22 protein-coding genes are annotated in these 24,524 nt (G+C 50.7%); 7 read left to right on the top strand and 15 right to left on the bottom strand.

Annotation, left to right across the window (positions count from 1 at the left end; all coding sequences use genetic code 11):
• The first annotated feature begins 343 nt into the window (after positions 1–343).
• The 3 genes from NA330_RS15800 (at position 344) to misL (ending at position 4,770) form a co-directional block, all read left to right on the top strand.
• Entirely contained in the window at positions 344–475 is a 132-nt protein-coding gene (locus NA330_RS15800; RefSeq protein ID WP_023242064.1) for a hypothetical protein, read from the top strand.
• A 735-nt stretch (positions 476–1,210) separates the two neighbouring features.
• A complete protein-coding gene (locus NA330_RS15795) occupies positions 1,211–1,828 on the top strand; it encodes a helix-turn-helix transcriptional regulator (RefSeq protein ID WP_023242065.1) in 618 nt (205 codons plus the stop codon).
• Between the two features lie 74 nt (positions 1,829–1,902).
• Positions 1,903–4,770 carry an intestinal colonization autotransporter adhesin MisL gene (gene misL / locus NA330_RS15790; RefSeq protein WP_023242066.1) on the top strand — a complete coding sequence of 956 codons (2,868 nt, stop codon included), beginning with the start codon at positions 1,903–1,905 and terminating at the stop codon, positions 4,768–4,770.
• 94 nt (positions 4,771–4,864) lie between these two features.
• Here the strand turns inward: misL and NA330_RS15785 are convergent, their stop codons facing one another.
• Together NA330_RS15785 and NA330_RS15780 are read right to left on the bottom strand one after the other, a co-directional pair.
• Positions 4,865–5,329, bottom strand: a complete 465-nt coding sequence (locus NA330_RS15785; protein WP_001521985.1) for a hypothetical protein — start codon at positions 5,327–5,329, stop codon at positions 4,865–4,867.
• Between the two features lie 10 nt (positions 5,330–5,339).
• Positions 5,340–6,197: a winged helix-turn-helix domain-containing protein gene (locus tag NA330_RS15780; RefSeq protein ID WP_001278062.1), complete on the bottom strand. Its 858-nt coding sequence runs from the start codon at positions 6,195–6,197 to the stop codon at positions 5,340–5,342.
• A gap of 783 nt (positions 6,198–6,980) precedes the next feature.
• Here NA330_RS15780 and NA330_RS15775 point away from each other — a divergent pair.
• Positions 6,981–7,661, top strand: a complete 681-nt coding sequence (locus NA330_RS15775; protein WP_000106461.1) for an isochorismatase family protein — start codon at positions 6,981–6,983, stop codon at positions 7,659–7,661.
• A gap of 228 nt (positions 7,662–7,889) precedes the next feature.
• Here the strand turns inward: NA330_RS15775 and cigR are convergent, their stop codons facing one another.
• From cigR to NA330_RS15750, 5 genes are all read right to left on the bottom strand, one after another.
• Positions 7,890–8,369 (bottom strand): anti-virulence regulatory inner membrane protein CigR, encoded by a 480-nt coding sequence (gene cigR / locus NA330_RS15770; protein WP_021000918.1) that lies wholly within the window; start codon positions 8,367–8,369, stop codon positions 7,890–7,892.
• 101 nt (positions 8,370–8,470) lie between these two features.
• Entirely contained in the window at positions 8,471–8,557 is an 87-nt protein-coding gene (gene mgtU / locus NA330_RS15765) for a magnesium transporter protection protein MgtU (protein WP_252515021.1), read from the bottom strand.
• Positions 8,558–8,569: 12 nt separating this feature from the next.
• Positions 8,570–8,662 carry a protein MgtR gene (gene mgtR, locus NA330_RS15760; protein WP_001082117.1) on the bottom strand — a complete coding sequence of 31 codons (93 nt, stop codon included), beginning with the start codon at positions 8,660–8,662 and terminating at the stop codon, positions 8,570–8,572.
• A gap of 21 nt (positions 8,663–8,683) precedes the next feature.
• Entirely contained in the window at positions 8,684–11,410 is a 2,727-nt protein-coding gene (mgtA, locus tag NA330_RS15755; protein ID WP_085438283.1) for a magnesium-translocating P-type ATPase, read from the bottom strand.
• Between the two features lie 219 nt (positions 11,411–11,629).
• Positions 11,630–12,325 (bottom strand): MgtC family protein, encoded by a 696-nt coding sequence (locus NA330_RS15750; protein ID WP_000392697.1) that lies wholly within the window; start codon positions 12,323–12,325, stop codon positions 11,630–11,632.
• A 505-nt stretch (positions 12,326–12,830) separates the two neighbouring features.
• Here NA330_RS15750 and NA330_RS15745 point away from each other — a divergent pair.
• Entirely contained in the window at positions 12,831–13,733 is a 903-nt protein-coding gene (locus tag NA330_RS15745; RefSeq protein WP_023242068.1) for an EamA family transporter, read from the top strand.
• A 42-nt stretch (positions 13,734–13,775) separates the two neighbouring features.
• On the opposite strand, the gene NA330_RS15740 is transcribed toward NA330_RS15745, so the two are convergent.
• The 8 genes from NA330_RS15740 to dagR form a co-directional block, all read right to left on the bottom strand.
• Positions 13,776–14,717: an Rpn family recombination-promoting nuclease/putative transposase gene (locus tag NA330_RS15740; RefSeq protein ID WP_000749539.1), complete on the bottom strand. Its 942-nt coding sequence runs from the start codon at positions 14,715–14,717 to the stop codon at positions 13,776–13,778.
• A 235-nt stretch (positions 14,718–14,952) separates the two neighbouring features.
• Entirely contained in the window at positions 14,953–15,696 is a 744-nt protein-coding gene (gene dagF / locus NA330_RS15735; RefSeq protein WP_023242069.1) for a 2-dehydro-3-deoxy-phosphogluconate aldolase, read from the bottom strand.
• Positions 15,683–16,792 carry a D-glucosaminate-6-phosphate ammonia lyase gene (gene dgaE / locus NA330_RS15730; RefSeq protein ID WP_023242070.1) on the bottom strand — a complete coding sequence of 370 codons (1,110 nt, stop codon included), beginning with the start codon at positions 16,790–16,792 and terminating at the stop codon, positions 15,683–15,685. Before dgaE ends, dagF begins: the two co-directional genes overlap by 14 nt.
• A gap of 3 nt (positions 16,793–16,795) precedes the next feature.
• A complete protein-coding gene (locus NA330_RS15725; RefSeq protein WP_001526325.1) occupies positions 16,796–17,656 on the bottom strand; it encodes a PTS system mannose/fructose/sorbose family transporter subunit IID in 861 nt (286 codons plus the stop codon).
• The gene (locus NA330_RS15720; protein ID WP_000380259.1) at positions 17,653–18,402 is read right to left on the bottom strand and encodes a PTS mannose/fructose/sorbose/N-acetylgalactosamine transporter subunit IIC; all 750 of its coding nucleotides are present in this window, start codon (positions 18,400–18,402) and stop codon (positions 17,653–17,655) included. Before NA330_RS15720 ends, NA330_RS15725 begins: the two co-directional genes overlap by 4 nt.
• 145 nt (positions 18,403–18,547) lie before the next feature.
• Positions 18,548–19,033, bottom strand: a complete 486-nt coding sequence (locus NA330_RS15715) for a PTS system mannose/fructose/N-acetylgalactosamine-transporter subunit IIB (protein WP_001284295.1) — start codon at positions 19,031–19,033, stop codon at positions 18,548–18,550.
• Between the two features lie 10 nt (positions 19,034–19,043).
• Positions 19,044–19,469, bottom strand: coding sequence for a PTS sugar transporter subunit IIA (locus NA330_RS15710; protein ID WP_000214106.1), 426 nt, complete (start codon positions 19,467–19,469; stop codon positions 19,044–19,046).
• Positions 19,470–19,690: 221 nt separating this feature from the next.
• Positions 19,691–22,489, bottom strand: coding sequence for a transcriptional regulator DagR (dagR, locus tag NA330_RS15705; RefSeq protein WP_023195522.1), 2,799 nt, complete (start codon positions 22,487–22,489; stop codon positions 19,691–19,693).
• A 196-nt stretch (positions 22,490–22,685) separates the two neighbouring features.
• Here dagR and NA330_RS15700 point away from each other — a divergent pair, with 196 nt between their 5' ends.
• Together NA330_RS15700 and NA330_RS15695 are read left to right on the top strand one after the other, a co-directional pair.
• Positions 22,686–22,979 carry a YicS family protein gene (locus NA330_RS15700; RefSeq protein WP_023195523.1) on the top strand — a complete coding sequence of 98 codons (294 nt, stop codon included), beginning with the start codon at positions 22,686–22,688 and terminating at the stop codon, positions 22,977–22,979.
• Positions 22,980–23,084: 105 nt separating this feature from the next.
• Positions 23,085–24,467, top strand: coding sequence for a glycoside hydrolase family 1 protein (locus NA330_RS15695; RefSeq protein ID WP_020838462.1), 1,383 nt, complete (start codon positions 23,085–23,087; stop codon positions 24,465–24,467).
• Positions 24,468–24,524: the final 57 nt, after the last annotated feature.

Here is a 24,524-nt window from a genome sequence, read left to right as displayed (position 1 = left end):
GTGTCTGTTAAACCTGTGGCGATTCATTCCTCCGTTTTATCCAGACGAAATTATCCTGATAATGTGCTGTAGCGGCTGAATGACTTAATATCACATCAACCTAAACACTGAATAGTTTCTCAGTTACCTGATTTTTCATTGTTATCTATTAGATACTGCAAGCATTTTATCTTTATACCCTTTCTCTCCCATACGTCCTGTTTATTCTTAACCCCTCCCATTATTATATTTCAGTAGTAATATATCCGTATACATTCTTATACCATGTGCTCATATTACTCCACATAATCGTGCTATTCACATTTAGAGATCACATCATCGATCTGCTGACGAAGGAATCTTTATGTGTAAATCCCGTCTCACTGAGCATCAGAACATCACCATAATTAAGTTGGTCGAAGCTGGACGAGCGGTTAAAGATATCTGCCATGAGGCGGATATTTGTGAAGTGACTGACAACATCTATGGACATTAGGTTTGACCACATCCTGTTTCTCACTAATGTGCTCCGGGAAAGAGTTTTCATCAGATGAGCAATTGAAAAGAGAAGCCAGAAGCTGAAGTTGCTTCGACCGATAAGTCTGTCGGTTGCTCACACTGTCACATTCAGAATTAAGTCAGATCAACTTATTGGCAAGGTATAACCCCCGGCATTAAGTTACAAGATTTTCTCATGGCATTAGCATTACACCCCCTTAAAGTTTACATGCGTCTCTATAAAATAGTCTTAAATTTGTATATAAGAAGTTGATGAGAGCACAAATGTCACCATTAAGTCATTGAATAACAATGCAATAAAAGAAAAAATCTTAAATTAGGTTTTAATAATAAGAATTCATTACAGGTTTACAGGAATTACTTTTATATTTCATCACATCACCCCGATAGTGACGAAGGCAGCAGACAGATGGTATTGAGAACCGTTATTTATCACTCTCATGATTTAGCAAATAGTGCTGTTTTAAGATTTTTTATGATATTGGAGATTATGTATAAAAATCCCAATGGGTGAAATACAAATCCGAAATGATGTATTACGACTGTCGGATCTGTCATGGTTCCTTAAAGCTGTATTTTAGGTCTTTCCAGGAGTTTATGACACTGACAATAATTCGCGACTTTTGACAGCCGTAGCACGGTATATTATCTGGATTGACACATTTATTTACCAATGAAATATTAATAGAAACATCGACGGGAGTCGTTCAGGATGATGAGAAAGTCTTCACAAATTGTCCATTGCATTAGTTGCGATTTATCCTGTCAATTATTCCCTGACAGCGCAGTACGGGTGCAATACTGTCATAATGCGGCATTTTCCATCTGGCCAGATGGTAATGCTTTCCTGAAAAAAGGGTTTATTGAAAAGTTATTGCTTGATAGACACAACCATTTATCCAGCGGTTTTATCTTTGTTGATTTTTCTTTCCCGAATCTTCGACGATTTACCGATTTACAATGGGCTGACAGTCTGGCAAACAGTGGTATGCATATTGTCCTGATTTCTGACAGAAGTTTAACTCCGCTGGCCAATTACTGGATTTTGAAAAGCAATAAAATACAAGGAATTATTTATTCCGATGACGATGATATTGTGCAACAGCAAAAGATGCACCGCTTGTTTACCGGTCGGCTTGCCAACAGTAAACGTGGACGAACGCTTAACTATACGGAATTTATATTACTGAAGCGCTTTGTATCAGGAATAAGTATTCAGCAGATTGTAAATATTGACAATATTGATATTAAGAAACTTTATGTGCATAAGCTGCGGCTTGAAAATAAGCTAGGGCATAGCATTCATAAAATAATATCAAATATTTTATAGATCCGTTTCCATTTTTATTATTTCCATATTATTGCGATGTGGAAGACGCTTTACGCCATAATGCAGGAGGCAGAATGCCAACTCCCCAAAATTACTCATTCATCGCCATAGCGGTATCAGCAGCATTAGCCTCTATGGTATTTCCCTCCCAGGCGGCCTGGGTCGACGTTGATAGTCTGCCATCCAGTGGGCTAGTCAGCCAGTTGCCGCCGGAATTACAGGCTATTATTCCCGCTCAGGCCAGTACCGGTTTCACCAAAGTCGGTACCATGCCCAACTACGTTTATCAGTGGAACACCGGTACCATCCCGGTTTATGGCAATGGCCTCACGCTTAATGGGCCGGGCGCGGAGGCGTTTGAACACACTGTCACGGTTATTCAAAACAGCGGGACGGGAAGTCCGGGCGTGATTTTTGGCAACGACCTGACCATTCGGACGCAGTCGGCGAATGCCGCGAATAATGGTAGAGACGTCGATGGCATCCGTACTCACGGCGCGAATACTCCGGATAACCCGGTGTTTATTATTACCGGTGACCGCACCCGCATCTACGTGGATGGTCAGGATGGTGACGGTATTAACGCCGGATATAACTCACTGGGCCAGGGTTGGACCGGATCGGCCAATATTTACGTCGGCGACGATCTGTATATCAAAACAACAGGTAGCCAGGGACGTGGAATTACAGCTAACGCCATGCGGGATGCGTCACGTGCCAAAAATACGATTGTCGTCGGCAATCGTGCACATATTGTTACTACCGGCGACGGTTCGGAGGGGCTGCGTACCGGACAAAGCGGTTCGTTGATTCGTCTGGGTGATGATGCAACCATCGAAACCTCCGGCGCATCCTCAACGGGGATTTACGCAGCATCCTCCTCCAGAACCGAGCTTGGCAACAACGCTACTATTACGGTAAACGGTGCCAGCGCACACGCGGTATATGCAACTAACGCTACCGTTAATTTGGGAGAGAATGCCACTATTAGCGTTAACAGCGCCAGTAAGGCTGCATCCTATAGTAAATCCCCTGCCGGTTTATACGCCCTCTCCCGAGGCGCCATTAATCTGGCAGGCGGTGCGGCTATTACTATGGCGGGCGATAACAGTAGCGAAAGTTACGCCATCAGCACGGAAACTGGCGGCATTGTTGACGGTTCTTCAGGAGGACGTTTCGTCATCGACGGTGATATTCGTGCTGCTGGCGCCACCGCTGCCAGCGGTACGCTACCGCAGCAGAACAGTACGATTAAGCTCAATATGACGGACAACTCGCGATGGGACGGGGCGTCGTACATCACCAGCGCTACGGCGGGCACAGGCGTTATCTCTGTACAAATGAGCGATGCGACCTGGAATATGACCAGCAGCTCAACGCTCACTGACCTGACGCTGAATAGTGGCGCAACCATTAACTTCAGCCATGAAGATGGCGAACCATGGCAAACGCTCACCATCAATGAAGATTATGTAGGCAACGGCGGTAAGCTGGTCTTTAATACTGTGCTCAACGATGATGATTCCGAAACGGACAGGCTGCAGGTTCTCGGCAATACTTCAGGCAACACATTTGTTGCAGTAAATAATATTGGAGGAGCCGGGGCGCAAACCATTGAAGGTATTGAAATTGTTAACGTTGCTGGCAATTCCAACGGTACTTTCGAAAAAGCAAGCCGTATTGTTGCCGGAGCCTATGACTACAACGTGGTGCAGAAAGGTAAAAACTGGTATCTGACCAGCTACATTGAGCCGGACGAACCGATTATTCCCGATCCGGTAGACCCTGTTATCCCTGACCCTGTCGTTCCCGATCCGGTGGACCCTGATCCAGTAGACCCGGTTATCCCTGACCCTGTGATTCCCGATCCGGTGGACCCTGAGCCAGTAGACCCTGAGCCAGTAGACCCGGTCATCCCTGATCCGACAATTCCTGACATAGGGCAATCTGACACACCGCCGATAACAGAACATCAGTTCCGTCCGGAAGTGGGCAGCTATCTTGCCAACAACTATGCGGCAAATACGCTGTTCATGACTCGTCTCCATGACCGTCTGGGTGAAACCCAGTACACCGACATGCTGACGGGTGAGAAGAAGGTCACCAGCCTGTGGATGCGTAACGTCGGCTCCCATACTCGCTTCAACGATGGCAGCGGGCAGCTAAAAACCCGCATCAACAGCTATGTGTTACAACTGGGAGGCGATCTGGCACAGTGGAGCACTGACGGTCTTGACCGTTGGCATATTGGTGCAATGGCAGGTTATGCCAACAGCCAGAACCGCACGCTGTCGTCTGTGAGTGACTATCATTCCCGTGGTCAAGTCACCGGTTACAGCGTCGGCCTTTACGGCACCTGGTATGCTAACAATATCGATCGGTCTGGGGCTTATGTGGATACCTGGATGCTGTACAACTGGTTTGATAACAAGGTCATGGGTCAGGATCAGGCCGCTGAGAAATATAAATCCAAAGGAATTACCGCCTCGGTTGAAGCCGGTTACAGCTTCAGGTTAGGTGAAAGCGCGCATCAAAGCTACTGGTTGCAGCCCAAAGCGCAGGTGGTATGGATGGGCGTGCAGGCTGACGACAATCGCGAAGCCAATGGTACCCTCGTGAAGGATGATACCGCCGGTAATCTGCTAACCCGCATGGGCGTAAAAGCCTATATTAACGGCCACAACGCTATTGATAACGATAAATCTCGAGAGTTCCAGCCGTTCGTGGAGGCGAACTGGATCCATAATACGCAGCCTGCCAGCGTGAAGATGGACGATGTCAGCAGCGATATGCGTGGTACGAAAAATATTGGTGAACTGAAAGTGGGTATTGAAGGACAAATTACCCCGCGCCTGAACGTATGGGGTAACGTGGCGCAACAGGTAGGTGACCAGGGCTATAGTAATACCCAAGGCCTACTGGGGGTTAAATACAGTTTTTGATTCAGGTAACAACAGAGCCGCTGATCTTCAGCGGCTTTTACACGGAAGCGCTTTCATTTGGCTGATACGTTCCATGAACGGCTCCCAAAACAGCTTAATGTGTACAGAAAAATATCGGGCGTTTCCCGATGGTGAACATAAAGCCACGATGGCCCTGAGTCAGGATGGTGTAACTGATACTTTTCCCTGGATAGACATAAAAATCGGGTAAAACCGTCTCGATAACCGCATCGGACAGTGTTTCGTCACGCGTGACTTTGTTGATATCCGTCGATATAAAATGGGTGCTGTCTTTATTTTCACTCCATACATAGGAAACATCACGGCGGATCACGCCGCTCATTTTATTATCGACGTAATACGTTCCGCTGATGGAAACCACTCCAGTGCGTTTTTTCAGCGAATACATAAAGTCCAGCGTCAGGTTAGCCTGAGTGTTGTTATAAAACACAATCACAGGCGCCGTACATTTCTCTGGATCCCGGTTCTTTTCCGTATATAAATGAAAAAGATGCCCAAGCCCTACTCCCAGAAACAGTAGCGTCAGGCAGGCTAACATCAGTGCCTTTTTACCCATGTGTCACCCCGCGGAAAAAAAGCGTCACGCAGCCTGTATCACCGCGCGTTTTATAAGGTTGCTGACAAATCAATGCCGTAACCGCAGGGGTGCGACTACTGGAAGGGAAATAGACCCATGGGTATTTCTGACAATCCATACCGGTTTTTAGAATCATTGACTTATAGCTTGCAAAGCGGCTACCGCTTTCGATATCTTCATTCCGCGAGAAAAAATGACAACCCTGCGTTGTTTCAACCAGCGTGTAGCGATCGTAAAAATCCTTATCGGGAACGGTTTGCCAGCTTATAGTGCCAAGCAAAATACCGACAGCAAATGTCCCGGTCATCCAAAGTACAGGTACATAATGTTTAAACCAACGCCCTGACATACGCGGTGGCGTCTCACCCTTTTTTTCTATTGCCTGAGCGAAGTCTTTGCGGATGGTCATGAGGCTCACACCAGGCTCAATCTGAAAGCCTCTACGCGGAACCGTGATTATCAGCGTATCTTCATTTTCGCCAACGGTACGTAATCCGCGGCGAATAATGGAGATATTCTGATAAAGCGTATTTGCCGACACCACCATGCCGTCTTCTTCCCACACTTTTTGAAAGAATGTTTGTTGTGAGACGACGGAGGGGGCGTTTTCCAGCAGAAGGCGCAAGCAGCGGCTGGCGGGCGTTGTCAGAATAATGTTGAGATCTGGCCTCGATAATGACGCCAGGCGATTCATTTCTGGATTAAATTCAATATTATCGTTAATTATCCATAACATCGCATTGTTACCATGCCAAAACATAACGTAGTTGGAGAGGGTTAATAGACACCACTGAGTATAGTCTGATGCTGTGGCTGCGTAGCAGGACATGGATTGTCCCCTGCACATACCGATCATATAGAAGAGCGAGAGGCATAAGACATTAACAGGTAAGCGTAGACACCGCTTTTCTCATTATAGCAGACTCAGGAGTGAAAGTACGTTTGGTTTTCTTGTTCGTGAAGTCTCCTGTTTTGTATTGAGGTGAGAATATCACCTTTAATCAGGTGGCCAAATTTACTGTGCCGCTACGCTTTAATATCTCATATATAAATCATGAGAAAAAATATCCTGATAATCTACCCCACATGAAAGACAAGGCTTTATTCAATGTGTTCCTATAATGGCTTGTAATATCCAAAAAAGCAGCACTCGTTATGTAGGGATAGTTTCCAAATTATTAAGAGTTACAGTAGCCATACTTAATAACAGCACGCTTCGCACTTAATATTTAAGCTGTGCTTTATGTTATTTGAATATAAATAAGTTAATTCTTAATTGAACCATTTCAAACTTATACTAAATAATTTTAAAACTATCCATCAGAAACAATTTGTAGGGACATAGTTTGTTTTTTCAATCAATAATCCTCTCTGACATGTAAAATAGAAACATTTATTCATAATATGAATATTGTTGTGATAACAAATTCGCGTGAAAGTAAATCGACTGAAGGTGATGCCGATGAATATTCCTTCAGAAAGAACTCAATAAGGTAATCCAGGATCGGCAACGGATTACTGTCATCAGCTTAAAAACGGAAATCGCCCCGGCGATTAATGACTTTAACACTGATAGTGACTATCAGTGAAAGGCAACAACAAGGAATGAATTATGTCTACACCCGCGAATTTTAACGGTCAACGCCCTGCCATTGATGCTAACGACGCAGTAATGCTGCTGATTGACCACCAAAGTGGCCTGTTTCAGACCGTCGGCGACATGCCGATGCCGGAATTACGTGCGCGCGCCGCGGCGCTGGCTAAGATCGCCACCTTATGCAATATGCCGGTCATTACTACCGCATCCGTACCACAGGGACCGAATGGTCCGCTGATTCCGGAAATCCATGCGAATGCGCCCCACGCGCAATATGTCGCGCGTAAAGGGGAAATTAATGCCTGGGATAATGCCGATTTTGTACAAGCGGTAAAAGCGACAGGCCGTAAAACGCTGATCATCGCCGGTACTATTACCAGTGTCTGCATGGCTTTTCCAGCCATCAGCGCCGTCGCGGAAGGGTACAAGGTATTTGCGGTAATTGATGCCTCCGGTACGTACAGTAAAATGGCACAGGAAATTACGATGGCCCGCGTGGTGCAGGCGGGCGTAGTACCAATGGATACCGCGGCGGTAGCCTCTGAGCTGCAACGTACCTGGAATAGGGAAGATGCCGCAGAATGGGCGGATGTATATACCAAAATATTCCCGGCCTATCAGCTACTGATTGAAAGTTATACCAAAGCGCAGGAAGTAGTAAAAAATAATGAACTTCTGGATTCTCAGCGCGCATAAATAACGCCCTGAAGCGGCTAAATAGCCCCATTTAATGGGGCTATTTTACTTGCCATTTTGGTCCTGGGCAGTGCTCGCCAAAACGCGTTAGCGTTTTGAACGCCGCTTGCGGCGGCCCGAAGGGCGAGCGTAGCGAGTCAAACCTCACGTACTACGTGTACGCTCCGGTTTTTGCGCGCTGTCCGTGTCCAAACTGGCTACGCCAATAACGCCTGGTGGGATAGGCTCTTAATCAAATACGCCATTAATAATCGCCGTGACCACCGCGGTACTGAGCGCGATCAGCACCAGATTATCCCCAACGATTTTCCACTCATAGCCCGGATAATAAGGTAATTGTCCCAGCATAGACGCCGGCACCGTTTTTTTAGCGATTCCCGGCGGCAGCGGTTTTCCTCTCGTCAGATTTTTCGCAATCCCCGGAGGTAAAGACTGATAACCCGTCAGCCCTAAATTCACTGCCAGTTGCCTGGCGACAGCATAGCTAATGTCCGACTCGACGTGATCCGGTTTACCGCCATTTTTACGGTGTTCCGTTTTTTGCCCGGCATTTCCTTTATGTCCGTTACCGTTATTACCCTGATTAGCCGCGTTATTACCATGTCCGCCGCCATTACCATTTCCCGGATTCGCCAGCACAGGCGTAGCGCTCAGGGAAAACGTAATCAACGTCGCCAGGACGGCGGTTAAACCACGACGATTATTCATGATATTGCCCTTCTGATGTGGGATACCATGAAAATAGCGCCCCGCCATAAAAAGAACAACTACATCGATTCTTATTTTAAGCGGGGCTCGCCAACAGCAGCTTATCGTATCCAGATAGTCAGTAAAATCAGGATGATTGCTATCAGGACAACCTGATAAAAAATTTTGTCCAACCCTCTTTTTTGCATGGCGTCACCTCGTTAGAAAACGATTTGCCAGAGGGCTAAACACAACACCAACAGGCTAATCAGTAAAAATATCAGCGCGATGATTTTATCGGGTGAGCGATTCATCTGGGCGATCCTCAAACATCATTAAAACCACTGGCCAAAGCGTTTGATATAAAAGCGCTTCATGCCTTGCGCCACCAGACAGTAGCTCAATAATGTCGCCACTAACCACGGGAAGTAGCTCAGCGGCAGCGGCTCCAGTCCAACCATCGCACCCAAAGGTGAGAATGGAATATAAATGCCTATCGCCATAATCAAGCCGGTCGTCAATAATACCGGCAACGTCGCCCGACTTTGGATAAACGGTATTTTCTGCGTCCTTAGCATATGCACGACCAGTGTCTGCGAGAGTAGCCCCTCAATAAACCAGCCGGACTGAAAGAGCGCCTGCGCCTCTACGTTATTAGCCGCAAAGACGTACCACATCAACGCAAAGGTTGTGATATCGAAAATAGAAGACGTTGGGCCAATCCATAGCATAAAACGACCAATATTTTTCGCGTCCCATTTCCGCGGCTTACGCAGGAACTCTTTATCCATTTTGTCCCACGGCAACGACAACTGCGAAATATCGTACATCAAATTCTGGATCAACAGATGAATCGCCAGCATCGGCAGAAACGGAATAAACGCGTTGGCTACCAGTACCGAAAAAACATTGCCGAAATTAGAGCTGGCGGTCATATTCAGGTATTTAATGATATTGCCAAAGGTTTCCCGCCCTTTGATGACGCCTTCCTCAAGCACCATGAGATCTTTTTCCAGCAGAATAATATCTGATGACTCTTTAGCAATATCGGCGGCGCTATCGACGGAAATCCCCACATCCGCATCACGAAGCGCGGGCGCGTCGTTGATCCCATCCCCAAGAAAACCAACGGTATGACCATTTTTCTGTAGCGCTTGCAAAATACGCGTTTTTTGTAACGGCGTCAGCCGGGCGAATACTGCGCGTTTCTCCACTTCAGACGCCAGTTCGGCATCCGACATCGCCTCAACCTGGGTTCCGGTCAGGATATCGTGCGTATCAATACCCACTTCCAGACAGATACGCGCCGTCACGACCGGATTATCGCCGGTGAGGACTTTGACCGCCACGCCGTTATCCCGCAACGCGGCAATCGCTTTTCCGGCGCTCTCTTTCGGCGGATCGAGAAAAGTGAGCATCCCTTCGATGGTAAGTTCGGTCTCATCCTCCACACTTAATGTCGGATTGTTCCCGGAACCATCCAGCTTACGTGTCGCTATCAGCAATACACGGAATCCCTGCGCATTGTAATCTTCGGTTTTCGCCAGCAGCAGCTCGCGGCGTGTTTCCGTCAGCGCCACCACACGATCGCCTTCGCGAAGATGGGTGGCTACCATCATCATCTCTTCAACAGCGCCTTTGCAGATCAGGCATCTGTCTCCATGCTGCGTATCCTCCACCAGGACCGATACCCGGCGACGTACAAAGTCGAATGGCAGTTCATCGCGTTTAACGAAGCGCGCTTTTGTCGATGGCGCGATGCGACCCTCGCCAAAACGCAGTATGGCGCGATCCATCACATTCCGGGCGCCGCTCTGGCTGCTACTATTCAGCCAGGCCAGCATCAATACCCGGCTGCTTTTTACACCGCTCACATCCAGATGATGCTCCAGAAAAATATTGTCCTGGGTTAAGGTGCCGGTTTTATCTGTACACAACACATCCATCGCGCCGAAGTTTTGAATAGCGTTCAGGCGCTTGACGATCACTTTGCGCCGCGACATCGCAATCGCGCCTTTTGCCAGGTTGGAACTGACAATCATGGGCAACATTTCCGGCGTCAACCCCACCGCAACCGCCAGCGCGAACAGCGAAGCCTCTACCCAGTCTCCCTTACTGAAACCATTGATCAGCAGGACAACCGGCACCATGATCAGCATAAAGCGTATCAACAGCCAGCTCACGCTGTTGACTCCGCGATCGAAAGCCGTCTGGGTACGCGTACCCACAATGGATTTCGCCAGCGAGCCGAACCAGGTACGGCTTCCCGTCGCAACCACGACCGCTTGCGCTCTGCCGCTGGTTACATTGGTTCCCATCAGACAGATATTGCCCAAATCTAACAGGCTTTTATCTTTATCAGGCAATTGCTCGCTGTCTTTACCTGCCACATCAGCCATAACATCGTATTTTTCTACGGGTAATGATTCACCACTAAGAATTGACTGGCTGATAAAGAGATCGCGCGACGCCAGCAGTCGAACGTCGGCGGGCACCAGATCGCCTGCGGCCAGAAAAACCACATCGCCCGGCACCAGTTCTTCAATGGGAATCTCTTCCTGCACCGCGCCTATATTGCCCGGCCCACGACGCAACACCGTGGCGGTGGTGCGCACCATCTTTTTCAGCGCCTGTGCTGCTCTGTTAGTGCGAAACTCCTGCCAGAAACGCAATAACCCGCTCAAACTGACCATCGTCAGAATAATCAGCACGCCGGTGAGATCGGTCTCTTCGCCACGGCGTAACGGGAGCCAGTAATCCGTGATGAAACTGACCCCTGCCAGTGCCATCAGAACGTAAATAAACGGGTTATTGAATGCCTGCAGAAGCTGAACCAGCACCGGAGGAACTTGCTCATGCGCCACTTCATTGCGCCCATACACTTTCAACCGTTCGCTGGCCTCTTCTATCGTGAGGCCCTGACGATGGCTGTTCAGCCGCGCCAGTGTCTCCTCCGGGCTATGAAAAGCTTCCGCTTCGATCGGAAATACTTTTTTATGCTGCTTATCATTTTCTGACGCCGGGCGATTGAGTTTCCGGTTTTCAATGTTCATGTCAGTCATGATGAATCCCCAAAATTAAGGTGTAGTGTTTCCTGCATATCACGCCCAGGGAATAGTAAACTCACGATTTGAAGGTGAATGCCCCGGGAGAATTATCTATGCATAAAAAAGGTTATTGCTTACTCACTATTTTGAGTGGGTTTTATTTTATCGACTCGGGAATATCCATCATTCCCTCCTTATACGCCTGGCGTAATGTTGCAATTGAATAAAAAACTATTATTGACTATCAATGCTCCAGTGAATTGCGGTGATATTATCGTTATCACCTATTCTGGATATAATCAGTTCTCGCGTTTTACGATAATCAGCATGACCCACGAGCTCGGCACGAATTTCTTTATAGCCCTGTTCCTGAGCGGGGACCGAACCTAACCCTTGTAAACAGATCGCGGCCTCTTTTACGATATTCAGTAACCACTGACGAACCGCGCTCTCATCTTCTTTATTACAGGTTACTTTCAGGATATAACGTTTTTCTGCCTCGGCGGATACCGGGAGTTGATTTATACGCTGCGCCGCTTCACGCAATAAAATATTGGCACAAAGAATAATGATCGTCGCCGCCAGCGCATTTTTGAACTGCCCTAAGCCGCATAACACGCCGATGCCCGCCGAACACCATAGCGTTGCCGCAGTGTTCAGTCCGCGCACATTCATCCCTTCGCGCATGATGACGCCCGCCCCCAGAAAGCCAATACCAGAGACAATCTGCGCCGCAATTCTCCCGGGACTGTCTGGCGATGTCGTCATGGAGCTCAGAATAAAAACGGCGGCGCCTGTCGCCACCAGCGCATTAGTGCGTAATCCCGCCATACGTTGACGCCATTGTCTTTCCGCGCCAATCAGCGCGCCCAACAGCATAGCGGCCAGTAAATTCAAAATATAAGGAAACATTAACATACGTTCCTCCATTTTTTCTGGAAGAATAAGTACGTGCTATATTTAGCACACGACAAATTTCTGCCCTGAGGCAATTAGCGTCGTGTTAACGGCGGAGGAAATAAAGCGTGTTTAAACATGAACATGACGATTACCTCGCGACAATGCGCGTGTTGTAACATTATTGGGATGACAATCGTCACAAGGGGAGATTGCTGCCCACCAGTTCGGCAAGCAGCGCAGGAATAGCGTGCGTTAACTTGCCAGATGATTTACGTAAAAGTGACTGTCCAACATATTACTCCTGCATGAATTTGCGCTTATTATAGTCAGTCAATATGTTCTGTAAAGTGCAAAGGCGGGGATAGTGACGATTTGTTTAAGTTTGTTTGATATTTTCTATGACAAAAAAATGACAATATTATGTCAATAACAGGCTCGTCTGAAATCATTAAACAATAAATTCCTGCTTAATACCGGCGATAGCTCTGTTATGATGCCTGCACGTAAAAAAATAAAACAACATGACGAGGAAAAAATGGGTTCCACCAGAAAAGGGATGCTAAACGTCCTGATTGCCGCCGTATTGTGGGGGAGTTCAGGTGTTTGCGCGCAGTACATCATGGAGCAAAGCCGTATGTCGTCACAGTTCCTGACGATGATACGTTTGTTATTCGCCGGGCTGATACTGGTGACCTTCTCCTTTATGCACGGCGATAAGATATTTTCAATTCTTAAAAACCGCAAAGATGCACTGAGTCTGCTGATTTTCTCCGTGGTGGGCGCACTCACCGTTCAGCTAACCTTCCTGCTCACGATTGAAAAATCCAATGCCGCCACCGCGACAGTGCTGCAATTTTTATCGCCGACCATTATTGTCGCGTGGTTTGCATTAGCGCGAAGAACACAACCAGGCATTCTGGTCTTAACCGCCATTCTTACATCGCTTATCGGCACCTTTTTACTGGTGACTCACGGCAATCCAACATCGCTGTCGATCTCTTCAGGCGCGCTGTTCTGGGGTATCGCCTCCGCATTTGCCGCCGCCTTTTATACGACCTGGCCTTCCAGGCTAATCGCCCAATACGGCACACTGCCAGTGGTCGGCTGGAGTATGTCCTTTGGCGGCCTTATTCTGCTGCCCTTCTACGCTAAAGAAGGAACGCACTTTGCGGTGAGCGGCAGCCTGATTCTGGCCTTTTTCTACCTGGTGGTGATCGGTACGTCGCTGACGTTCAGCCTGTATTTGAAAGGCGCGCAACTGATTGGTGGCCCCAAAGCCAGCATTTTAAGCTGCGCGGAACCGTTAAGCAGCGCCCTGCTGTCGCTGCTGCTGTTGGGGATTAGTTTTACCTTGCCGGACTGGCTGGGCACGCTGCTCATTCTCTCGTCAGTGATTCTGATCTCCCTCGATTCCCGTCGACGCGCGCGGGCCGCTTAACGCCGTTGATAATCACGATGACCGGGCGGAAGAGGGAAAAGTTTAATGGCGCTTTGCCTTAATCTCTTCGTCAGAAAGCCCGGTAATCATCAGCACCATCTGCCGATCTATCCCCTGTTCCAGCATCGTATGCGCAATACGCAAGGCTTCCTCCTGCTTACCTTGATGTATACCTTGCTGTATGCCTTGTTGCACGCCTTCACGCTTACCTTTTCTGCGCCCCGATTCACGTATTCTGTCTACGATCGTCATTAATCTCTCCTTGTGTTGGGGAACACGACGCGCCACCTCGCGGATAAACTTGCCAAAACGAGGCGTGCTGCCATGCTGTATTAGCAAATAATTAAACAGCGCTTTTAGCTGACTGTCATTAGCGTTTCCCGTAATCAGAAGTACCGCTAAGCGCTCGACCAATCCCATCAGGTCGCGCTGACGTATATGCTTTTGTACCAGCTCCAGCATCGCGATACGTCGATGCTGCATAATCTCGTTATCCGGCACCACCGTAATGTCTACCAGTGGAAATGCCGTCGCATAAAGCTGACGCGCCAGTGCAGGATCGTCAAACTCATCCAGCCAGCACAGCGAAAAGGGATACGGGCTTTTCGCGCCATGGTAAAACAGCATGGGAATCACCAGCGGTAACGTTTTATGGCCAGCATCCAGATGGCGCTGCATCGCGGCAGTCGCGTAACGCATTAACCGAAACGCCATATGCGCGTCCGGCGTACTCTGATGCTCTATAACGACATAGATATAACCGTCGCCTTCACACGTTTTTAGCGACCAAAGGACATCGGAATAAAACGCGCGTAAATTTTTCTCGATAAAACTGTCTGGCGCCAGTTTCAACGTCGTCAGATCGCAACGTATTCTTAGCGAATGGGGAAGATGAATATTGAGAAAATCCCGCGCGGTATCCGGATGGCGTAAAAACGTTTTGAATACCGCATCATGAGGTGTGGACGTGGGACTTTTTTTCATGGCGATCCGTCACCTGAGGAATAAGATGACGCCACTGTACTCGCCAAAAATACAGACAGCATTCAGGAAAATTTAACCCTGCGAGGAGGCTCGAAAGGGAATCACTGACGGCTGCAATACGTACATTTTTGCCCAGCCTGCTACGCATTATCGCCCGATAGCGTAACGCTAACCGGGCCTACAAATACACGTCATCTGTAGGCCAGGTAAACGCAGCGCTCTTCGGCGATAAATCTCACACCAGCGCTTTGACTATCTCCATCAACCGAATGATGTCTTCGGGGCGCGTATTGCCGGTTTGCGGATCGATAATCGAGCTGTAAACATGCGGCATGACGCGCGGCACGCCTGCTTCCAGGCAGGTTTGCAGGATAATACCGAAATTATCCAGTGAGATACCGCCGGTCGGCTCGATGAGCGTCATGCCGTGGCGGGCGGCGGTTGTCGCCAGCGCATAGAGTTCCGGTAACGACTTTTCGCCGCCCATCGGGAAAAACTTCGCCGCATGTGCGCCCATATCCTGCATCATGCGTACCGCCGCTTCACAGGAAACGCAGGCTGGCGTTCCCTGGCTGCTGCTGACGCCGGTAGAAATCACCACCTCGCCAGGCGTTCCCGTCGGGCTGACCAGGGCGTTAATATGTGTTTGCTCGCCGCCTGTCGCCGCCAGTGCGCCCGCTGCGAAGCCGCTGCCGGTAAAGGTCTGGTTGACATGGGCCGGGTGAGTATGGGCGGCAATCATCGCCGCTTTGTAGTACTGCGCCGGGTCGCCTGCGCCCAGACCCACTGAGATAGACGGCACCTCCGCCATCCAGCGTTTCACCTCCGGCACGCCCTCTTCTACCGTAGCGAACTGTGCGGAAAGTACGCCAATGACCGCATGGCCTTCGGCGGCTTCATAGATAGCCTTCGCGTTGGCGATATCCTTTGCCAGTACGTTAATCGCTACCCGCTGACGATAAAAATTAATCTGCTGCATGTTCTGCAATCTCCCTGAGTCGCGCCACAATCAATGCCATTTCCCCTTCGGCTACCGTGCGTGGATCGAGGCTAAAAACCCCCTGATGAAGCTGATATTTGCGGGCGTAAATCGCTATCTCGCCGCCGCGCAACTGCGCTTCGACGTCCTGCGCATTCAGCCCCAATTCAGATGCGTTCACCCGCACACGAATACGCCAGATTGCACGCCCGGCCTCATCCTGTTCGATATCGGCATAAAGTCCATGGATAGCGGAAATCGCTTCTGCGACCGGCTGTAACTGTGCTGCGGTCACGGTCGTCTGGCCCTGGTGGTAATTCTCCAGCGCATACACCAGCCCAACCATGTTTTCCTTGCCGATTTTCATTGCCCTGGCAATCCCCTGGTGCTGCGCTTTACAGGCGGCAATCCACGTTTTCTTACCAGTGATAAAGCCGGAGGTTGGCGCATTAAAGGCTTTCGCGCCGCTATAGATAACCATATCCGCGCCGCTCGCCACCCAGCCGCGCAAATCCTCTTCCGCCGCGGCATCGACAATCAACGGCAGGTGGTTGGCCTGCGCCACCTGTACAAAATCGTCAATGCTCAACATGCCTTTCTGTACGCAATGGTGTGATTTCACATACAGTAGCGCGGCGGTCTTTTCGTTAATGGCGCTTTCCAGTTGCCAGCGGGCCGACAGATTGCTCGACCCCACTTCCACTATGCGCCCGCCACCAAGACGAATGGCGCTGGTGACTGGCGCGCCGTAGTCCACATTATGCCCGCGCAGCATCACTACCTCATTGGCCATACCGGTACTGTCCGGCATCAGGGCGACGCGCGCCCGATCGCCGTGGGTGATAGCGGCAGCGACGGCAATGGCAATACCCGCCGAGGCGCACGAGGTGATATAGCTATCTTCAGCACCCGTATAGCGCGATACCAGTTCGCCGGTTTTTTCCACCAGCGCATCAATCTCGACGAAAGCGGAAGCCGCGCGCGCGGTGGCCTGCATGACCTCCAGCGCGACGCTTGAGACGCCCAGAATGGTCATTTTGCCGCAGGCGTTAATGACCTTTTTCAACCCCAGTTGTTGATAGATATTCGGCGTCATGATTTACAGCACTCCCAACAACGAACAGACTATGCTCAGTGCGACAATCGACAGCAAAATGGTGGTGTAGCGCGGCCCTTTTTTTACCAGATAGAAGTAGATGGCGAATACCGCCGCCAGTGGCAGTAAGCCCGGCGCGATAGAGTCGAGGATCTGCTGAACCACCACTTCAGATCCTTTCAAAGCGCTAATTTTTAACGGCGTGGTGATTTTGACGTAGCTGGCGGAAAGCGCGCCCATCATGATCAAACCCAGCACGTTGGCCCCGTAGATCAGTTCTTTGATTCGCCCCCCTTGCAGCAGGCCGATAATCGAATCACGCCCCAGCGTATACCCCTTGTGGACCATGCCGTAGCTGATCGCCAGGGTGATCGCCGGGTAGAGAATCAGCGGGATAATACCGCCCATCGCGCTGCCATTTGCCGCGAACGGAATAAAGATCGCTATCAACAGCGGCATCACCGCCGCCCAGATAATCGAGTCGCCCATCCCGGCAAGCGGCCCCATCAGGCCAGTTTTAATGCCGGTGATAGACGAGTCGTTAATCGGCTCGCCGCGCGTTTTTTGTTCTTCCATGGCAATAGAGATGCCCTGAATCACCGCGCCGAAAGTCTGCTCGGAGTTAAAGAAGTTAAGGTGGCGTTTTAGCGCTTCTACCTGCTCCTCTTTTTGCGGGTAAAGTTTTTTGATGATCGGCGTCATCGAGGCGCAGAAAATCAGGCTTTGTAAGCGCTCATAGGAGCTGGAAACCTCGGCGCCCAGCCAGTAGATAAACCAGGCTTTGGTGATATCTGCTTTGGTCAGCGCCCCGCTTTCCCGCGCACGCTCAACCAGTTCATGTTGCATTACGTCACTGCTCATCATGCTGCTCCTTCATTTTTCGCCAGGCCTTTAATCAGGAAGGCGACACAGGTGCCGAAGATGGCCATCGCCATGATGTCGACCTTGAGGTATAACACCGCGAAGAACCCGCCGATAAACCACGGCAACAGGCTCTTTTTACCGATCACCATAATGGTGATGGCAAAGCCCAGCGCCGGCAGAATGCCGCCCATGATTTCAAAGGAGTGGGTTAACCAGTGCGGCATCAGTTTAAGGAAACTTTCCACCACATCCTGGCCAAAGTAGTTAGCGGCAAAGACCACCGGGAAGCGCAGCACCAGCCCCAGCAATGCCGGGTAAAGAAAGGCGCAACGCATGATGCCCGCCATGTTTGCCGTTTCCGCGTGTTTATCCGCCATATGCACCCAGGCGGCGTTCAGCGTGCGCCTAAGCTGATCGAGAAACACGCCAATCACGCCAAACGGGATTGCCAGCGCGATCGCCAGGTTTGGGTCCATACCGGCCTTCACCGCGATAGGAATGGAGATACAGGCCGCCAGCGCCGGGTCCGACGGCACGTTGCCGCCCGGCGTTGAGGTCACGCCCAAATAAACGAGCTGCATCCCTGCGCCGATGATCATCGCGGTCTGCATATTGCCAAGCAAAAGCCCGACAAATACCGCGATCACCACCGGTTGTAACAGCATCGCGGAGAAGGTGTAGCCGAGGCGTAAACGGGCAAACCAGTAATACAACCCCATCAGGCTTGCAAAAAGTAAGGTATCCATAGTGTTATCCTATACACTTCATCCTTCAGGCTGCCTCTTTGTTGGCTGCCTTCGCTCACCCCAGTCACTTACTTTAGTAAGCTCCAGGGGATTCACTCAGTTGCCGCCTCGATGCATCCAGAATGATTTTGTGTCTATTAAAGGGTTAGAATTTTTTCAGGATATCGTCGAGCGGCTGCGGCTTATCTTCCGGAATGGTCTGGAAAAATACCTGAACGCCACGGTTTTTCAGGTCGTTAAGAATGCCGACGTCTTTTTCATCCAGCGTAATATTCTGAAAAACCGCCTTGCGGTTTGGCCCGCCGCCGAGACCGCCAACCTGAATGCGGGTGACGTCAAAGCCCAATTGTATGGCGTCCTGCACCGCCGCCAGTGAGGGAAAAAGCACCAGCACGTTACCGTCGCCAAGCTGATTTTCTTTCCATGCAGCGGCAAAACTCTGGTTGCCGAAGCAATCCACTTTGATATTTGGCGGCGCCGCCATCAGGTAGATATTTTTCATAAACGGATCGGCGTCCAGTTCATCACTCACAACGGCTATCCGGTTCGCCTGAGATTGTCCGACCCACTTCGTGACAACCTGTCCATGAATGAGACGGCTGTCGATGCGGCATAAAACGATATTGGCCATGATGTTTTCCTTAGAGTGATTGTTGTAGCTGACGTACATGGGCGACCACATCCAGGCAGCTACTGCGCCCGGCCTCAACTAACTCATCCACGCAGGCGGTTAGCATCCCTTGTTCGCGCCTGTCCAGCGCCTCCAGCAGTAGCGACGCATTCAATCCGGCAATCACCGCCACCGGATAATCGGCGCTTAGCCGAGCCGCGACGTTGGACGTCGTGCCGCCGACAAAATCCGTCAGGATCAGCGAGCCTTCCGGCAGCGTTTTCACCACGGCCTCGACGCGTTGATAAAACTCGCCCAGCGTATCGACAGGCATTAGCGCGATTTCCGTCACGCCTTTAATTTCGCCCGTGACCATACGCAGGCTGTTGCAAAGCGGTTGTCCCCAGCCGCCATGCGTCAGCAGCAGGATGTGGGGCAACGGTTGTGTGGTAGTCAAAATAATGGCCTCCTGGCGCAATTACATGAGAACACCGGCATATATTGCCCGGTGGCACTGCGCTTACCGGACCTACAGGACACTCCCGGTAGGCCGGATAAGGCGTTTACGCCGCTATCCGGCATAACGCATCATCAGAAGAGCAAAGGTTGTGCCAGAATTTGTGTCACGCGAGGAAGAAGAAAGGTCTGGCGAGGCGCGAAGCCCCGCCAGTAAAAGGATTAGCTATAGAGCAGTTCGTAGATATAAAAATATTCCGCATCCGATAAACGGATGGCGTAGGCGTCTTCGATCGGCAGAAAAGCGGATTTGATGACACTAAACGCGCGCGCGTCCAGATTCGGCTGACTTTCCAGCGCCATCTGTAACGGTTTTCGGTTAATCACAATACGCTCTACCATACAGCAGCAGTGGATCAGGAAGCGCAGTGTCACCTGGCGGCTTGGTTTCAGGGAAAGCGAAGACGTCAGATGGTTAAAAACGCCCTCCATCTCTTTCAGAATACGCTGCGGGTTAAGCACAGAAATATGGTTGATGATGCTCTCCATCGTTAGCGCGCTGATAAAGCGCATCGCGCTGCGCTCCATCTCCAGACGGCGTTCAGCGTTGGACAGATCGGGCGTTAACAGGCTCAACACCAGTTCCGGCCCTTGTTCGGAGAAAAGCTCTTCCAGCGAAATAAACGGAATATCCGGCAACCCCGGCTGGAAAGTGCCGACAATCCCCGCCAGCCGCTCGCTGGCATTCAATGCCTGCTGAACGCGCTCCAGACTACGTACCTCGTTATAATCAAGGATCACCATCCTGGTGTCCTGCGACATCAGTTCGCCAAAGCTCTCCTCCAGCACCTTTTTGATTTTTTCCGCCGTTCCCATGCCGGTAATACAGGAGATGACCAGCACTTTGCCGCCGTTCTCCTGCTGCGGCGTACAAAGCTGGCAGGGGATATTTTTACTCTGCAGGAGCGCCGTCAGCTGTGGTAAGTCGCTGGTTTCATAGCTTAAATCCAGCCCGACTTCCAGTAGACTGGTCAGCGTGATGTTCGGCATGAGCAAAACATCTATCTGGAATAACTTACTGATCGTACTGCCGAAATGGATTAATGAACCGATGTCCACCAACAGGATAAGCCGCCGATATTGGCGGGTTTGAATCATTTGGGTCAGCGTTTCCAGCGTGTCATGCACCGACTGTTCAAACGGCATGTCGATGGCGCTGAACAGCTCGCGCTCCAGCACGCGGTTGACATATTGCGCCTGACTGGTGGCGGTGGTCGCGCCGTGGGCGATCAAAATGACCCCGCAGTCGGGGCTGGCATCGATGCGCTGACGATAATGGCGGCACTCTTTCAGGAACAGGCATAGCCAGACCACTTCCGTCGCCGGACACTGAATATGCAGCAGTTCGTTGATTTTCCGACACAGCAGCGTGGCGTTGTCATATTCGTCTTTGCAGCGATCCAGGATCAAACTGGAAGAGTAAAGCTGCGGGATCAGGCCGCGCTGCACGTAGCCTATCAGCGCCAGGAAGTGTTTACGCAGTGGGTTAACCAGATTTTCCGGCAGCGAAAATCCCAACACCTGCTCTACGCAGCCAATCAGCAGCGTCACGCGCTCTTCAATCTGGTCGCCATAGCGCGGCGGATGCGCCACGCTGTCGCGGCTGTAGAGACCGTATTCAAAAATCGAGCTGAGTTTATTTTTCAGGATCGCCAGCGTCTCCGCCGGGGGGACGTTACTGTTGCGCAAATTAACATATTCGCGCGTCAGGAAGCTGTAAAAGAGGTCGCTCTCTTCAATTTCCGCCCCGGTCGCCAGCGACGTCTTCAATGCGGGCAGCGTGCGCGCGTCTATATTTAGCCGCGCTTTACCGTCAAACAGAGTATCCACCAATAGACGCTGTTCCGGCGTCGGGTTAACCGACATCTCCGCCAGCCGCTTATCCAGCTGTAGCGTGTCGTTATGCTCGGTCATTCCCGATGCCCACGCCTGAGCGCAAAGAAACTGAATATCGCTTTTTAGCTGACCGATATTGCCTTCCAGGGGTTTATTCAGCAACCAGAGCAACAACGGTTTATCAATGCTGACCGTACGTTCTATTTTGCGGCTTTCCCGCTGTAAGAACCCCACGATCATTTCGATCTGTTCTTCAACGGAGCGCTGGCGAATGCCCGGCAAATCAATACATACCTGAATACGCCGCTGGAAAGTACGTAACAGCGCCGACCCGACCGGCTCGGTAGTGGCGCAAATCAGGCGTACCGAAATTGATCGCGGCTGGCTGCTCACGCCAAGCGGACGGTACTCGCCTTTATCCAGAATAGAGAACAGCTTTTCCTGCCCTTCATAAGACAGACGGTGCACCTCGTCCAGCAGCAGATAACCACCGTCCGCCTGCTCCACGAGGCCTGTTTTATGTTCATTCGCGCCGGTAAACGCCCCCTGCCGATGACCAAACAGATGCGAGGAGAGCAGTTCCGGGTTATGGGCGTATTCCGCGCAGTTAAAGTAGACCAGCGGCGGGATAGCGCCGCTCGCCTGTTCACAGGCGAAACGGTGCATCAGTTCCGCAAAAAAGGTTTTACCGACGCCGGACGGTCCGGTAAGCAGAACGTGTAAACCGTGCGGATAGAGCACCGCCGCACGGCCTTTTTCTACCGCATCGCGCAGGCTGCGATCGTAACCAATCAGGCTGGTAAACGGATCGTCGGGCGCGTAATGCTCTTCATGCGGCAGCACATCCGCCACCGACCGCACCTCGCGTTCAGACTCTTCCAGCTGACGTCCCAGCAACGTTTCCAGCGCCTGGCGATGCAAAAAATAGACCGGGCGGCCACGGCTTTTGATTGCCAGCCCGTCATTCCATAACTGATTGAGATCTTTGCTGACGGAGTTACGTGCCAGCCCAAGATTGAAACCTATCGCCTCCGCCGTAAACGCCGTCTCCTGCGCCAAATCGGCAAGGTATAGCCCGCGCGTCAGCCGTTCCAGCTCTCCCAGTACGATCTCAATACGTCTCATTACACTACCGCTTACGAAATAAAAGAGTAGTCAGAACATACACTATTCTGCCACGCAAGAAAGTGAAGGCGCAGCGAGAAACCGCCTTCCCACTTTTGCCTGACTTCAACGCCAACGGGTAGCACGCCCCGATGAGTGAACGTCGCACGGTCTACACTTACTCTTGAAAAAGTGCAAACCGATAAGGATACCGTTTATGAAACGAAAAACGCTTCTGCTTATTGCCGCGCTTGTCGCGCTACCTGGCGTCACGTATGCCGACTCTCCGTTTAGCTCACTCCAGTCGGTGCATGAAAAAAATACGATTTTAAAGGATTTGCGCAAAATGTGTACGCCCAAAGGCACGCTAACCGATGAAGCCTGGGAGAAAAAAATCATGGCGAGCGAGGGGAACCAGCAGCATATTCGGGAGGCGATGATCGCGATAGAGCGCAACAATCAGCATAACTACTGGCAGGCTCTCGGCAAGGTGGAATGCCCGGAGATGTAGCACCGCTTTTCCGCTTTTTGGTCGCGAAAATGCGGACTGTAACCGGTTTCTGTTCGCTAAAACCGCGTATTCTGGAGCAAATTTACGCGATCAAGGAGTACGACAATGCGATACCGTTTTCCCGATAACTTCTGGTGGGGCAGCGCCTGCTCAGCGTTGCAAACCGAAGGGGATAGTCTGAATGGCGGTAAAAGCCAGACCACGTGGGATGTGTGGTTCGAGCGCCAGCCGGGTCGTTTTCACCAGGGCGTCGGCCCAGCGGAAACCTCAACGTTCTATCGCCACTGGAAGCAAGACATCGCGCTACTGAAACAGTTAAAACATAACAGTTTTCGCACCTCACTAAGCTGGGCGCGGCTCATTCCAGACGGCGTAGGCGAGGTGAATCCACAAGCGGTGAGCTTCTACAATCACGTCATCGACGAGCTACTGGCGCAGGGCATCACGCCGTTTATTACGCTGTTCCATTTTGATATGCCGATGGTCATGCAGGAGAAAGGCGGCTGGGAAAATCGCGACGTCGTAGAGGCGTTTGGTCGGTACGCGCAAACGTGTTTTACCTTGTTTGGCGACCGCGTGAAGCACTGGTTTACCTTTAACGAGCCGATTGTGCCGGTGGAGGGCGGCTATTTGTACGACTTCCACTATCCCAATGTGGTGGATTTTAAACGTGCGGCCACCGTGGCGTACCATACCGTGCTGGCGCACTCGACCGCCGTGCGCGCCTGGCGCGCCGGGCGCTACGACGGTGAAATCGGCGTAGTGCTGAATCTGACGCCGTCCTACCCACGCTCGCAGCATCCCGCCGATGTGCAAGCCGCGCATCATGCGGATCTGTTATTCAACCGCAGTTTTCTTGACCCGGTATTAAAGGGAGAATACCCGGCGGACTTGGTGGCGCTGCTGAAAACCTATGACCAGTTGCCTGCCTGTCAGCCAGGCGACCGTCAGCTTATTGCCGACGGCAAAATCGATTTACTGGGGATTAACTATTATCAGCCGCGCCGCGTGAAATGCCGTGATACGGCGGTGAATCCGCAAGCGCCGTTTATGCCGGAGTGGTTATTTGACTATTACGACATGCCGGGGCGCAAGATGAACCCTTACCGCGGCTGGGAAATTTACGCGCCAGGAATTTACGACATCATTACCAACCTACGGGATAATTACGGCAATCCGCGCTGTTTTATCTCCGAAAACGGGATGGGCGTTGAGAACGAGCAGCGTTTTGTGCAAGCGGGACAGATTCACGATGATTACCGGATTGACTTTATCTCTGAGCATCTTAAATGGCTGCATAAAGGCATTAGCGAGGGCTGTCACTGTCTTGGCTACCACATGTGGACCTTTATCGATAACTGGTCATGGCTGAACGGCTATAAAAATCGCTATGGTTTTGTACAACTGGATTTAGCCACCCAAACGCGCACGGTGAAAAAAAGCGGAGAATGGTTTGCCGCCACCGCAGAGCATAACGGTTTTGATTAAGCATTTATTATTGCCGGATAACGACTAACGTCGTATCCGGCCTACAAATGGCAGCAA

It is taken from the genome of Salmonella sp. NW722, from assembly GCF_051702785.1.
GTDB classification, from domain to species: Bacteria; Pseudomonadota; Gammaproteobacteria; order Enterobacterales; family Enterobacteriaceae; genus Salmonella; species Salmonella enterica.
Note: the sequence above shows the minus strand (reverse complement) of the source record. Positions and strands in the feature narration are given on the sequence as shown.

Excerpts from the sequence above, each read along its gene's own strand:
- dagR (WP_023195522.1), bottom strand. The coding sequence starts at position 22,489 with ATGAGACGTATTGAGATCGTACTGGGAGAGCTGGAACGGCTGACGCGC.
- NA330_RS15785 (WP_001521985.1), bottom strand. The coding sequence starts at position 5,329 with ATGTTAGCCTGCCTGACGCTACTGTTTCTGGGAGTAGGGCTTGGGCAT.
- NA330_RS15720 (WP_000380259.1), bottom strand. The coding sequence starts at position 18,402 with ATGGATACCTTACTTTTTGCAAGCCTGATGGGGTTGTATTACTGGTTT.
- misL (WP_023242066.1), top strand. The coding sequence starts at position 1,903 with ATGCCAACTCCCCAAAATTACTCATTCATCGCCATAGCGGTATCAGCA.
- dagF (WP_023242069.1), bottom strand. The coding sequence starts at position 15,696 with ATGCAGCAGATTAATTTTTATCGTCAGCGGGTAGCGATTAACGTACTG.
- NA330_RS15695 (WP_020838462.1), top strand. The coding sequence starts at position 23,085 with ATGCGATACCGTTTTCCCGATAACTTCTGGTGGGGCAGCGCCTGCTCA.
- mgtR (WP_001082117.1), bottom strand. The coding sequence starts at position 8,662 with ATGAATCGCTCACCCGATAAAATCATCGCGCTGATATTTTTACTGATT.
- NA330_RS15715 (WP_001284295.1), bottom strand. The coding sequence starts at position 19,033 with ATGGCCAATATCGTTTTATGCCGCATCGACAGCCGTCTCATTCATGGA.
- NA330_RS15725 (WP_001526325.1), bottom strand. The coding sequence starts at position 17,656 with ATGATGAGCAGTGACGTAATGCAACATGAACTGGTTGAGCGTGCGCGG.
- NA330_RS15700 (WP_023195523.1), top strand. The coding sequence starts at position 22,686 with ATGAAACGAAAAACGCTTCTGCTTATTGCCGCGCTTGTCGCGCTACCT.
- NA330_RS15740 (WP_000749539.1), bottom strand. The coding sequence starts at position 14,717 with ATGAAAAAAAGTCCCACGTCCACACCTCATGATGCGGTATTCAAAACG.
- NA330_RS15780 (WP_001278062.1), bottom strand. The coding sequence starts at position 6,197 with ATGTCCTGCTACGCAGCCACAGCATCAGACTATACTCAGTGGTGTCTA.
- NA330_RS15750 (WP_000392697.1), bottom strand. The coding sequence starts at position 12,325 with ATGGAGGAACGTATGTTAATGTTTCCTTATATTTTGAATTTACTGGCC.
- cigR (WP_021000918.1), bottom strand. The coding sequence starts at position 8,369 with ATGAATAATCGTCGTGGTTTAACCGCCGTCCTGGCGACGTTGATTACG.
- NA330_RS15775 (WP_000106461.1), top strand. The coding sequence starts at position 6,981 with ATGTCTACACCCGCGAATTTTAACGGTCAACGCCCTGCCATTGATGCT.
- mgtU (WP_252515021.1), bottom strand. The coding sequence starts at position 8,557 with ATGCAAAAAAGAGGGTTGGACAAAATTTTTTATCAGGTTGTCCTGATA.
- NA330_RS15795 (WP_023242065.1), top strand. The coding sequence starts at position 1,211 with ATGATGAGAAAGTCTTCACAAATTGTCCATTGCATTAGTTGCGATTTA.
- NA330_RS15745 (WP_023242068.1), top strand. The coding sequence starts at position 12,831 with ATGGGTTCCACCAGAAAAGGGATGCTAAACGTCCTGATTGCCGCCGTA.
- dgaE (WP_023242070.1), bottom strand. The coding sequence starts at position 16,792 with ATGACGCCGAATATCTATCAACAACTGGGGTTGAAAAAGGTCATTAAC.
- NA330_RS15800 (WP_023242064.1), top strand. The coding sequence starts at position 344 with ATGTGTAAATCCCGTCTCACTGAGCATCAGAACATCACCATAATTAAG.
- mgtA (WP_085438283.1), bottom strand. The coding sequence starts at position 11,410 with ATGACTGACATGAACATTGAAAACCGGAAACTCAATCGCCCGGCGTCA.